The organism is Pontibacter sp. HJ8, assembly GCF_054824225.1.
Map to the genome: position 1 here is coordinate 1 of NZ_JSYF01000631.1, position 12,454 is coordinate 12,454.

General features: G+C 52.4%; 11 protein-coding genes. 3 read left to right on the forward strand and 8 right to left on the reverse strand.

What is annotated here, in order from left to right; all coding sequences use genetic code 11:
* Positions 1 to 600: WD40/YVTN/BNR-like repeat-containing protein (locus tag OB13_RS20300; RefSeq protein ID WP_461492010.1), on the reverse strand; the 600-nt coding region annotated here is incomplete at its 3' end.
* 310 nt (positions 601 to 910) lie between these two features.
* On the opposite strand from OB13_RS20300, the gene OB13_RS20305 reads away from it, so the two are divergent.
* Entirely contained in the window at positions 911 to 1,666 is a 756-nt protein-coding gene (locus tag OB13_RS20305; RefSeq protein ID WP_461492011.1) for a ThuA domain-containing protein, read from the forward strand.
* An 87-nt stretch (positions 1,667 to 1,753) separates the two neighbouring features.
* The gene (locus OB13_RS20310; protein WP_461492012.1) at positions 1,754 to 2,728 is read left to right on the forward strand and encodes a YpdA family putative bacillithiol disulfide reductase; all 975 of its coding nucleotides are present in this window, start codon (positions 1,754 to 1,756) and stop codon (positions 2,726 to 2,728) included.
* A gap of 27 nt (positions 2,729 to 2,755) precedes the next feature.
* Here OB13_RS20310 and OB13_RS20315 read toward each other — a convergent pair whose 3' ends face one another.
* The 6 genes from OB13_RS20315 to fabG all read right to left on the reverse strand — a co-directional run bounded on the left by OB13_RS20315 (position 2,756) and on the right by fabG (position 9,337).
* On the reverse strand, positions 2,756 to 3,325 hold the full coding sequence (locus OB13_RS20315) for a hypothetical protein (protein WP_461492013.1): 570 nt from the start codon (positions 3,323 to 3,325) through the stop codon (positions 2,756 to 2,758).
* A 21-nt stretch (positions 3,326 to 3,346) separates the two neighbouring features.
* Complete coding sequence (locus tag OB13_RS20320; RefSeq protein ID WP_461492014.1) at positions 3,347 to 4,627, reverse strand: LVIVD repeat-containing protein; 1,281 nt, start codon at positions 4,625 to 4,627, stop codon at positions 3,347 to 3,349.
* 154 nt (positions 4,628 to 4,781) lie between these two features.
* The gene (locus tag OB13_RS20325) at positions 4,782 to 5,402 is read right to left on the reverse strand and encodes a pseudouridine synthase (protein ID WP_461492015.1); all 621 of its coding nucleotides are present in this window, start codon (positions 5,400 to 5,402) and stop codon (positions 4,782 to 4,784) included.
* 125 nt (positions 5,403 to 5,527) lie between these two features.
* Positions 5,528 to 6,130, reverse strand: a complete 603-nt coding sequence (locus tag OB13_RS20330) for a GNAT family N-acetyltransferase (RefSeq protein WP_461492016.1) — start codon at positions 6,128 to 6,130, stop codon at positions 5,528 to 5,530.
* A 175-nt stretch (positions 6,131 to 6,305) separates the two neighbouring features.
* Entirely contained in the window at positions 6,306 to 8,387 is a 2,082-nt protein-coding gene (locus OB13_RS20335) for a vWA domain-containing protein (protein ID WP_461492017.1), read from the reverse strand.
* A 203-nt stretch (positions 8,388 to 8,590) separates the two neighbouring features.
* Positions 8,591 to 9,337, reverse strand: coding sequence for a 3-oxoacyl-[acyl-carrier-protein] reductase (fabG, locus tag OB13_RS20340; protein ID WP_461492018.1), 747 nt, complete (start codon positions 9,335 to 9,337; stop codon positions 8,591 to 8,593).
* A gap of 276 nt (positions 9,338 to 9,613) precedes the next feature.
* Here fabG and OB13_RS20345 point away from each other — a divergent pair, with 276 nt between their 5' ends.
* Positions 9,614 to 10,948 carry a peptidoglycan DD-metalloendopeptidase family protein gene (locus OB13_RS20345; protein WP_461492019.1) on the forward strand — a complete coding sequence of 445 codons (1,335 nt, stop codon included), beginning with the start codon at positions 9,614 to 9,616 and terminating at the stop codon, positions 10,946 to 10,948.
* Positions 10,949 to 11,627: 679 nt separating this feature from the next.
* Here the strand turns inward: OB13_RS20345 and OB13_RS20350 are convergent.
* The gene (locus OB13_RS20350; RefSeq protein ID WP_461492020.1) at positions 11,628 to 12,236 is read right to left on the reverse strand and encodes a tetratricopeptide repeat protein; all 609 of its coding nucleotides are present in this window, start codon (positions 12,234 to 12,236) and stop codon (positions 11,628 to 11,630) included.
* Positions 12,237 to 12,454: the final 218 nt, after the last annotated feature.

Sequence of the window (12,454 nt, forward strand, 5' to 3'; positions counted from 1 at the left end):
GGTTTTGTACACGCCACGGTCTTTGTTGGGCGAATAGAGGTGCCCTACTGCTGCTACCCAAAGGGTATTCGGGTCGGTGGGGTGGAGGATGATGCGCCCGATGTGGTGCGTATCGTCGAGGCCCATGTGTTGCCAGCTTTTGCCGCCATCGGTGCTCTTGTACACACCCACACCCGAGTAAGAAGAGCGGCTGGAGTTGCTCTCGCCTGTTCCGATCCAGATCGTTTCGTTGTTGTTCCAGTCCACGGCGATGTCGCCGATGGTCATCACCGCTTCGTTGTCAAAGAGCGGCTCGAAGGAGATGCCGTTGTTGGTCGTTTTCCACAGGCCACCCGATGCATAGGCGGCATAAAAGGTGGTCGGGTCTTTAGGCGACACATCCAGGTCTGTGATGCGGCCGCTTTGTACCGTAGGGCCCACGTTGCGGAAGGCGACATTTTTTACAAGTGATTGCTGTTCCAGTTGCCGGCGCGTTTCGAATCCCTGCAGCCTTTCTTTGGCGGGTGTGTGGTCCGGCTGCCGGGGTGCTTTCTTTTGAGCCTGTACTGCACCGCCGCACAGGGCGACCAGCAAGGCTACCGAAAGTATACGTTTTTGCATTGTTTCGTATGAGGTAAGGTTAGAATAGTTTGAGTTTCTAAAGCTAAGGAATTACTGTGTATTTCGGAAGGAGAGTAGCGGCCGGTGAGGCAGACAGGTATAGAGCCCCAGGCCGGACCTGCCCCCTGGTGCATTTATTTCTGCTGCAGAACCAGTGGAGCTGGTGTTAGGAACACATGAAAGGCAGTGCGTTGTACGGAAATATTCTTAAATTCAAACAGTCCTATACCTGAAAGCAGAACGGAGAAAGTCCTTTGATACTGTTGAAAAGGTATACGCAGTCATCTATAAATTCTGAAAACATTTCATCATGATGAACAACTTCCTGCTTGGTGCGCTGGCACTGCTGCTTACCGTCCAGGTTCAGGCCTGTGCCGAAAAGAACGGTGATGTGGCAAAAGACGCAGAAACAAAAAATGCCCGCATACTGGTCTTCTCCAAAACGACGGGATTTCGGCACGAATCTATTCCGCACGGCAAAGCCGCTTTGCTCAAACTGGGAAAGGAGCACCAGGTGCAGGTAGACACAACTGAAAATGCGGCCTACTTTATAGCGGACTCCCTGCGACACTACCAGGCAGTTGTTTTCCTGAATACGACAAAAGATGTACTCAACCCCCAGCAGCAGACAGCCTTTGAAACCTACATCCGGAGAGGAGGTGGCTTTGCAGGTATACACGCCGCTGCTGACACCGAGTATGACTGGCCCTGGTATGCAAAATTAGTAGGCGCGCAGTTCGAAAGTCACCCCGAGATTCAGCAGGCCGCTGTGGATGTGGTCGATAAAAACCATCCGGCTACCCAAGGACTGCCGGACCGCTGGGAGCGCCGCGACGAGTGGTACAACTTCAAGAACCTGAATCCGGAGGTGAAGGTACTGGCTACACTGGACGAGAAAACTTTTGAAGGCGGTAAGCATGGGGAACATCACCCTATTGCCTGGTACCACACCTATGAGGGAGGCAGAGCTTTTTATACCGCCCTGGGGCACACCAACGAAAGCTACCGCGAGCCCCTGTTTCTGCAGCACATGTGGGGAGGAATCCGGTATGCGATGGGGAAATAGATTGTATGAATTCACTTGATTTCACGTTATACCTTCACCTATACCTGAGCCAGGTATAGGTGTCTTTAATTTTATCGCGCTAGCACATTGAATACACTATTGGATATACTCATCGTCGGCGGTGGCCCGATCGGCCTGGCCTGTGGGCTCGAAGCAAAGAAAGCCGGACTCTCTTACCTGATCGTGGAAAAAGGAACGCTGACTAATTCGCTTTTCAATTATCCCCTGAACATGACGTTTTTCTCCACCGCTGACCGGCTGGAGATTGGCGGCCTGCCTTTTACGTCCATACATGCCAAGCCCAACCGCTCGGAGGCGCTCGAGTACTACCGCCGCGTTGCAGATGCCGGACAGCTGAACATCCGGCTTTTTGAAGAAGTGACGGGTATAGCGGCTGCCTCGGAGGAGGTATATGCGATCAGCACCAACAAAAAGGAGTACCGGGCCAGGCATGTGATCATTGCCACCGGCTTTTATGATATTCCCAACCTGCTGGGGGTAAAAGGGGAGGAGTTGCCGAAAGTGCGCCACTATTATTATGATCCGCATTATTATTACAAGCAGAAGGTGCTGGTGGTGGGAGCCAACAATTCTTCTGCCGATGTGGCCCTCGAAACCTGGCGCAAGGGAGCCGACGTCACAATGGTGGTGCGGGAAACCGAACTGGGCCGCATCAAATACTGGACGAAGCCGGACCTGGAAAACCGGATTGCGGAGGGCTGTATCAAAGCGTATTTCCAATCCACCATAAAGGAGATTCGGCCAGATGAAGTCGATATTCAGACACCGGATGGGATCATCACGCTGAAAAATGATTATGTCATGGCCATGACAGGCTATCAGCCTAACTTTGCTTTCCTCGAAAAGATCGGGATCCGGCTATCCGATGATCTGTACCGGCATCCGTTCCACGATCCCGAAACCATGGAAACCAACCTGCCGCGCCTATACCTGGCCGGAGTAGTTTGCGGCGGTATGGAAACGCATGTCTGGTTTATCGAAAATTCCCGCGAACATGCCCGCAAGATCATCCGGCACATGGTGGAGCAGGAGAAGGTATGAGCAGCTGCTAGGCAGACCTGGCCCTTGCTAGAACATAAAACCGGCGCGTAGCGAGAGCCGCTTGTAGGTGATTTTCTGATCGATCAGGGTGTTCCAGGAGGAGGTTTCCCGTTGCACGCGCTGCACTTTGTAACCTGCTCCGAATGTAAAAGCAGTGCCATTGCCGGTATTCACCCGCATACCCAGCGCCGGATGATACATCCAGCCGCCCTTGGAAGTGTCGCCATCGCTCAAAGCCGCACTGCCATAGCCGGCGTCCAGGCTATAGGTCGGGCTGATACGGGTCTTGAAAACTTCCCCACGTATACCCAATGCGACGGGCACCACCAATGTATTGTCATAAAAGTCCGCCCCGGTCGTAGCACCGATTGCCAGCAGCCTGTTAGGCCGGTAGCCATAAAACACCTGTACCGTAGGGTAAGCACTGGAATAGAGCTGATCGGAGCGTCTTGCGTTGCCATACAGGTAGCCGATGTCCACGGCACCCAGCCATTTCTTGTCGGGTACAGATCCGGTACCGGTTGGCTCGGCAGCCTGGGCCGCACACCAGGTATACGGCAGCAGCAGGAAGGGGAGCAGGAGTAAGATTTTTTTCATGCAGGAGGTCGAAGGAAGAATTTATCGGGTTACCGGTATTTTGCTCAGCAGCCGTATCTTTTTCAGGTCGCTGTAGTCATACTGGTAGAGGCCATCCTGGCCGATCAGCATTAAATTGTTGCCCAACGGAATGACATCGAAGGCATCCTGGTCCTTGAAATGCGCCGTAAGGTTTTCGCTTACCTTCAGGTGGTCCGTCACATCAAATATTTTCAGGCCATACTGGCCCTCGCACAGGAAGAGTGTCGAGCGGTCGATTCCCAGGCCATGCGGGTTCTGCATCGGGTAGGACTTGAGCAGTCTGGGGTTGCGTGGGTCGCTGATGTTGAGGACATCGAGTTGGTTCACACCCCGGGCGCAGGTGTTGCCCGAGCGCATCGTCACCCAGGCCAGATCGCCGTCTACCACCACCGGGTCGCAGCTGTTCACGTGGGCGTAGGTGGAGAGTCGTACCGGGTTTTCCGGGTTGCTATTGTCGTAAATGTGCATGCCGGTGGTGGAGCCTATGAACAGCATGTTCTTGTAGGGGAAGATGGTTTCGATGCCCCAGCCCAGGTGGATCGTGTTCCCTTTCTGCGGGCTGGTGGTGATGCTGATGTCAAGAACCTGCAGGTTAGACTGGCCGACGGTATAGAGGTGGTTGCCCGAAATGGTGAACCGCGCCATAGAGCCACCTTTGCCCGTAGCGCCGGAAGGTATGGCGGCCTGGTTGGGGCTGGCTGCGAAAGTACTCCCATCGGACGAACGCCAGAACACGGGGGACGGACCGCCGCTACAGTCGGATGTGACCGGCTGTGCTACCCGCTTCTCTTCAAAAGTAGCGACAAATGTCTTGTCTGCCTCGTTCGTAAGCATGCCATAGTGATTCGGGAAGATGTTTTCCACCCGGTTGATCAGCCTGACATCCTGTGGATCGCTGATGTCGAGCGCCACCAGATCGATGTAATTGTCGGCGTACAGGATGTTCCCTTTCACGGCCAGGTCCCTGTTGCCGGGTATCTGAATAAAGCTGATCGTCCGGGGAGCAGAGGGGTTGCTGTTATCCAGGATATGGATGCCTTGGTCTACCTCATTGATGAAAAGGTAGGACCCCTTAACATAGATCTTACCGGGTGCTTTGAGGGCCTGCGGAGCTGTTACTTTGATCGATTGACTCAGCTCAGCACGTTGCATGTAGACCGGCTCATACATGATGTAGGAGACCGTCGTTTCGCAGTCATCGGTACAGGAAGAGAGGAAGAAAACAGGAAGGAACAATAGCAGAAAAAACGACTGCAGCGGGCGTAAAACTTTATGCTTCATACATGACTAATTACCGTGAAACAGGATTTTGAGAATGCCGGGCAGTAATATGCCGCCTTTACCAGGAGGACCCCAATCCTGTGAAGAAGGTTGTAAGCACTTTAAAATAAATTTGTTCCGGCAAGCAGCTGTCCTGAAAGCTTTGTGAAAGCATCTAAAAGCGCCTTCTTCCTTTGTAAGGGTTTCCTTTCGCTGTTCCAGCTCCTGCTGTCAGGCTTTTGAGCTTCGACACTTCTTCGGGCGTGAGTTCCCGGTACTCTCCCGGCTGCAGCTCGCCTAAACTGAGCGGACCTATACCTGGCCGGATGAGGCGAAGGGTGGGATAGCCGACCGCAGCAGTCATGCGCCGGACCTGGCGGTTCATGCCCTGCGCTATTTTGATCTCCATCCAGGAAGTAGGTATCTCTTTCCGGAACCGGATCGGTTTGGAGCGCTCCCATATCGGTGGTTCCTCTGCGAGCAGGGTGGCCTTGGCAGGCGCTGTTTTTACATTTTTGATCAGCACGCCCCGGCGCAGTTCAGCTAAGGCCTCTTCTGTAGGTATACCATCCACCTGCACCCAATACGTCTTTTCAATTTTGAATTTGGGGTCGGAAAGGCGGTGTTGCAGGGCTTTGTCGTCTGTCAGGAGCACGAGGCCTTCGCTGTCGTAATCGAGGCGGCCAACCGGATAGATCTCCGGAACCTTGACATAATCTTTCAGCGTGGCACGGCCGGTCTCGTCCGTAAACTGTGTCAGTACCTCGTAAGGCTTGTTGAGGATAATGTACTTCAAGGGAGGAGTTAAGAATTAAGAATTAAGAATTACGAATTAGGAATTACGAATTAGGAATTACGAATTACGAATTACGAATTAAAATGGGCGTGTAGGTATAGGCGACCAAGTATAGGCGGGTTCTGCTATACCCGGTCTTGTGTATAATGAAGTTTCCAGGAGCTTTTGAGCTGGTCGTACTCGGGGCGGATGATGGAATAGAGCACGGAGTCCTCGTTGATGCCATCTACTACATAATGCTCCCGGATGACTCCCTCCAGCTTGAAACCATAGTGCTCAAGCAGTTTAATAGATGGGGTATTGTAATCAGCTGCCAGGGCCTCAATACGTCGGAGTTTCATTTTCTCAAAGCCGTAAGACAACACCGGCCCCAGCGCCTCGGTCATATACCCTTTGCGTTTGTAGGCATCGTCCAGCAGCGTATACCCCACCTCCGCCCGGCGGTGACTCACGATCCAGGTATGGAAACCGCAGCGGCCCATCATCGTGCCTTGCGCTTTGTGCAGTATCCGGAAGTTTTTGAAAGAGTGGAAATAGGTGGTCAGCCCCTGCCTGAATTTGTCTTTTTCGTCCGCCAGCTCCTCTGCGTTCTTCAGCCCCAGGTAGGCTTTGATCTCCTCATCACTGCAAAAGGTGAAAAGGTAATGGTAGATATCAGGGTTCAGCTCGCTCAGGTATAGGCGCTCTGTTTCCAGTACAACGAGTTGGGGTACTGCGGGCTTTCTCATAGGGTTCAGAAAATTTACTTGCTGCTTCGAAAATGATGTAAGGTACTACTAACTTTCCCGGAAGAATGCTCATCCACCAGCTCTTTCAAAGGTATACCTGCTTATCCATGCGAATAAAAGGCAGGATTGGTTGCGTATTTTGCGTGTCCCTTTTGCAGGAAATTTTTTTACAGGACTAATAGCTCCCGTTATACTTTCGCACAAACCATTCGGCACATACCAGCGCCAGGATTACAAAAAACAGCCACTTCATGTCGACCAGGTCGTGGAGCGACTCTGAGCTGTAGATAAGGTCCTTGTTTTCTGCCCCAAGGATGTCCTCCTCCAGTTGCTGCAGCTGCGCCGGATAATAGAGCCGAGAACCCGTGTTGCTGCCCAGCTGGTAGAGCAGGTTGTGATCTGCCACAGCATGCAAGGCCTCCAGTTGCAGCTCCTCCACCACAAACTCCCCTTTGTCCTGCTGCAGCGAGCCGTTGATGCGGGCTGATGCGGTATAGGTATAGCTGCCACCCGGAAGCGAACCGATGTTGACGCCGGACTGGTTTTCGCCGTTGGCAAAGTTAAAGGATCTCGCTGCTCCCTTAGCACCCGTCACTTTCAGCGTGATATTCTGTCCGTAAATCGGTTCCAGCGCTTCGTTGTAAGCTTCTGCTTCGAAGCGAATCTCATCGGAGCTGGTATACTCGTTCTGCACCGGGTATACGTTCAGACGTTTTTTATTGCGCGGTGCGGTCAGCAACTGCATCAGGTTGGTGATCAGCTTGTCGTATACAGCCGAATTTTCATGATTGGCTGCTTCAGTAATGCGCCACTGCCAGGTGCCGGAAGCCAGCAGGGCGGCATTGCGCTTGTCGCCGATCGTCTGTACGGTGAGCAGCGGCTTGTTGGTGCGCACCCGTCCCACTTGCTGGTAGAGCACGGTTTCGGTGTTCGGTGTCAGCTGGTAGTCGCCGTAGGGTACCATGGCAGGCGGGTACTGCTGCAGGCGTTCCGTCGCCTCTTCGGCTACCTTGAAAGTGCTGAAGTTGGGGTTGAAGACGCTCGTTACCTCATCCGATTGCCCCGGCGTCTGGATGCGTATGCCCACGTTGAGGCGGTTGAAACCACCGATGTCGCTTTGCGGACCAAGAATGTACAAGGCAGGCAGATTTTTCTGGCGCACAAGGTTCAGGGCTGCCTCGCCACCAGCCGTACGGCCCGGTAGCTGGTGCAACACCGCCACATCATAATCCTGTTGCTTGAGGGTGGTGAGGCCAGGAATAAAGAGCGTTGTTTCGTAATTTTCGTTTGACTCGATGGCCGCCCGCAAGGCCTTGATATCCGGGTGCGGGGCAGCGGCAGCTACCAGTATTTTGATCTTGCCTTTTACCACATCGATGTAGGCATGCTTGGTGTTGTTGAGCGTTGTGAACTCGCCTTGTTGCGGCAGTACTTCCACCTCATAATGGCGCTTGCCCAGTCCGCCGGCCATCACCTGGAAAGGCACCTGCTGGATGGGCTGGCCTGGTTTCAGGCTGACGGTTTTGCGGTCGAGCACTTTGCCGTTCTCCTTCAGCTGCACCGTAACAGGCGCGTTGGCAAAACCCTGGTGCTGCAGCTCGGCTTCCAGCGGAAAACGGTTGCCGCTATAGTTCACCTTGTTGTAGCGCAGCGACGAGAGGATAATGTCTTTTTTTGGGATGGTATCGCCTACGGCAACGGGGTAAATGGTATAGTTGTAGTTGGCATAAGCGGGCGAGGTGCCCTGGTTCACGATCCCGTCTGACAACAGGACCACCCCTGCCAGGTTCTGTTGTTCGAAGTCGGTCCGCACCTGCTGCAACAGCTGACTCAGGTTGGTCGCCTCTTCCTCGTATTGTAACTGACCCAGGTCCTGTGGCGGTCGGGAAGCACCCAGTGCTCTGACCGCCGTGCTATACCCTTTGTCCTGGAGCCGGTTGCGAAGTTGCTGCAAGCCTTGCTCTGCCTGCTGCAGTTGCAGGGAGTCAGAGAAAAGCGAAACAGACTGTGAATTATCAACTGCAAAAACGATGGTAGGTTTTTGTGTGCTGTTGCTCACATAGCGCACCAGTGGGCCCAGCAGCAGAAAGCAGAGGAAGCTTACGACCACAAACCGCACCATTGCCAAGGTATAGTTTATCCCTTTCGACCAGGGGGTGCGCTTGCTGTACAGCAGCCAGGCATATAGCGCTCCGACAGCCAGACAAGCCAGGATCAGCCAGGGGGAATACGTCGTTATGAGGCGGAAGGAGTTCAAAAGAGTTAGAAAGTTTGGAAGTTGGAAAGTTAAAAAGGTATACTTCAACTCTTACGAAAAACTGTAAGTGCTGCTGGCAACTAAAGATAAAAGAAAAAGACCAATGCTACTAACGTAAACGCCACAGCATTGGTCTTTTGGATGAGGAATTAAGAATTTAGAAATTGTAATTCCTAATTCCTCCTTCTTAATTCTTAATTACCTTAGGTCAGCATGCCGCCGTCTACCTGCAGCACCTGGCCGGAGATATACGAGGACTGGTCCGAAGCCAGGAAGGCAACGCAGTTGGCGACATCTTCCGGCGTACCGCCGCGTCGCAACGGGATTGCCTTTCTCCATTCGTCCACCACTTTCTGATCCAGCTCGCCGGTCATTTCGGTTTCAATGAAGCCCGGTGCTACCGCGTTGCAGCGGATGTTGCGTGAGCCAAGCTCCAGGGCCACCGATTTGGTGAAGCCGATGATGCCTGCCTTGGAAGCCGAGTAGTTGGCCTGGCCTGCATTGCCTTTTATACCTACCACCGACGTGATGTTGATGATCGAGCCGCTTTTGGCGCGCATCATGTGCTTGGTAGCGCCTTTGGTCAGGTTGAAAACAGATTTCAGGTTGGTGTTGATCACCGCGTCCCACTGGTCTTCGGTCATGCGCATCAGCAATCCGTCGCGGGTGATGCCGGCATTGTTCACCAGGATATCGATCTTGCCAAACGCGGCTACCACGTCCTCGATCAGCTTTTCGGCCTGTGCCGTGTCAGAAGCGTCCGAGCGGAAGCCTTTGGCTTTGCCGCCGTTGGCAGTGAGTTCCTGCTCCAGGGCTTGTCCTTTTTCGACACTTGACAGGTAGGTGAATGCTACCTCTGCGCCCATCTCCACCAGTTTCTGTGCGATGGCCCGGCCTATACCTTTTGATGCTCCCGTTACCAGGGCTACTTTTCCTTCTAATGCTTTCATAGGCGTCAAAGTTATAAAAGTTTTTTTTATTCAGAATAGTATCGCGGGTCTGCCGGTTTTTTAGTTTGCAAATTTCTGAAAATAAGGGGCTTAGAGTACGTGAAGCGAGATAAAGTGCAATTGTGTGGAAAGCAAGATCGGGGTGTTTGTGCTATATCGGGATCGGTAAATAGAACTGCAACATATTTAGAATCTGATTATTGTGCGCGTAATTATTTTTATTTCTATGGGTTAAACCATATTTTCGTGCCGATTTCCAACCAAAGGTACCCAGTAATGTTCAAACGTAGTATCGGACTAGCCATCCTGATCGCAGTCTCGCTGTTCGTTTTTTTCACGGCAGCCAAGACCCTCAGTTTTAAGACTGCCACTATTGAAGAAAAAGTAAAAGCCTCCGCACCCGCACCGGCCAAAGTTGTAAAAAAGCCTGCCCCTGTCCTGTTCGGCATACCTACTGATACCCTGGAAATAGTAGAAGGGATCGTGGAAAGAGGCGAAAATCTCTCCCAACTACTCAGTGACTACAACATTTCTCCTGTCTCCATTGACCTGCTGGCCCGGAAATCAAAGGATGTCTTTAATGTCAGGCGTATCAGTGCCAACCGCAACTATATCATTCTGCACGCCCGGGATTCGGCCCAGACAGCCCGTTATTTTATCTATGAACCCAACGAGGTAGAGTATGTGATCTATGACCTGAACGGGGAACTGGATGTGCGGCTGGTGAAGCGGGAGGTGGAAGTGGTGGAAAAGGCAATTGCCGGTTTCATTCAAAACTCCCTTTTCGAGTCGATCGTAGCTGCCGGCGGAACCCCACAACTGGTCAACCACTTTGCTGATATCTTTGCCTGGCGCCTCAACCTGAGCCGCCTGCAACCCGGCGACCTGTTCAAACTGATCTATGAGGAGAAGCTGGTAAATGGAACTACGATCGGGTTTGGAGAGATCAAGGCGGCTTATTTTGAGCACGACGGGAAGCCCTTGTATGCGATCGCTTTCGGGCCGGACGGAAAGAAAAAAGGCTACTATGACCAGAATGGCAAAAGCCTCAAAAAAGCTTTCCTGCGGGAGCCGCTGGAGTTCAGCCGGATCAGCTCACGCTTCTCCAAAAGCCGTTTCCACCCGGTGCAGAAGCGCTACAAGCCACACCTGGGCACCGACTTTGCGGCTCCGCGTGGCACACCCATCCGGACGGTAGGAGAGGGGGTGGTGCTGGAGGCAGCCTATACGCGGGGCAACGGATACTTTGTAAAGATCAAACACAACAAGACCTATAGCACGCAATACCTGCACATGGCTAAGTTTGCCAAAGGGATCCGCCGGGGAACTCGCGTGAAGCAGGGGCAGACCATCGGTTACGTAGGAAGCACCGGGCTGGCGACCGGTCCGCACCTCTGCTACCGTTTCTGGAAGAACGGCAGGCAGGTAGACGCACTCCGGGTAAAACTCCCTTCTGCCCACCCGATCGAGAAGAGACATCTGGCAGCCTTTGCTGCAGTGAGAGAAGATATTGAAGGTAAAATGCTGGCCATCGATATGAAAAGCATCCATCCGCAGGAGTTGCTGGCCTCCGAAAAGCCAGCGGTAGCCGGTAACGAGGAAGGCGTATGAGGCAACGGTACTAAGCCGGCTGAAAGGGCGCTACAAGGCGCCTTTTTCTTTTGGTGTTTATTTCTGAAGTAAGATTTGTTTCTGACTGTCGTCCCGATAGAATCTTCTGTACCTGCTCGTCGTCGTGAATAAGCCAGTATAGTGCTGTACCGGTTCCAACCACCCCTGCCCCTCCTTAACTAAGGAGGGGAGCCTGTTCCTGCTTTGTCTTTAGTTGGTGTTCCATAGCAGGTATAGGTCCTCCCTCTACCGCCTTCCTAAGATAGCTTTCTGTTACTTCATCAGACTGTTATTTCGAATACGCGCGAGACGAGAGTCGAAGAGGGCGAGCGTAGCTCAGAGAAATCTGTATGAAATGTATAGTCTGTACCAGATTTCTCCCGTTGGTCGAAATGACAAAAAGAACAGGTATAGCTGTCAGGTATAGCAAGTCATACTTACAACTGAAACTACGAAGCTAAGACTACAGCCAGGTGCGCTTTGAGGCGCTCCACTGTTCGAGCGTTCAGCGAGTTTGGAGCGTCCTTGATTTTTTGCTTACTTTTTTCATCAAGGAAAAAAGTAAGGCCCCGCCGGCCAGGCGAGGCAATGAAACAAGACTAGTAGCAAGTTGGATGAAGCCCCCGCTACAAAGCAGGATTCAAGCTGCAAACTCACTCCAGCAGGGAAGGTATACAAGTTACTTACAATAGTTCTTCAGATACTGCTCCGCTTCTTTCAGGCCAAGAGATCTGGCTTTTGCCCAGTCGGCACAGGCGCCGGCTTTATCGCCCAAGTTATATTTCGGAGCTCCCCTGTTATAGAAGGCCTCAGCATAGTTCTGCTTCAGGGCCACAGCCTTGTTGTAATCCGTCAGGGCGCCGCGGTAATCCTTGAGGCCGTAGCGGGCGAGGCCGCGGTTGTTGTAGATCTTGGCCTGTTTGCCGTTCAGTTCGATCGCTTTGTTGTAATCGCTGATGGCGCCCCGGTAGTCCCGGAGATTGTACTTAGACAGGCCGCGGCTTGTCCAGGCTTCGACATGTTTAGGGTCCAGTTCGAGGACGAGGGTGAAATCTTCGATCGCACTGCGGTAGTCGAGCAGGCGGTCTTTGGCAACGCCGCGGTTGGTGAGCGTGACCACATGCGCCGGCTCCAGCTTCAGCACTTCGTCGTAATCTCGGATCGCATCGGTATACCTGCCCGCCTTGAATTTCTGATTGCCGGACAGGAAATAATCTTTTGCTGACTTCTGGGCCAACACCGTACAGGAAAGCAGAAGCGGCAGGAAAAGAAGTAAAAGTTTTTTCATACAGTATGGGTAACTGATGTGATGGACTCGTAAAGTACAGGACTAATACAGATTCATGAAAGACTTTTCTATGTTTTATACCTATACTCTTATATACCTCTATTTGTATCTTAATAAAATCCCAGTCCCGGTCCTTCTGCAATAAGAGAGGGCGGGTAGCTTTGTAGAGTTGGGATTATCCGTTATTTTTGCTCATCATTAAAAAAACAGAAACTATG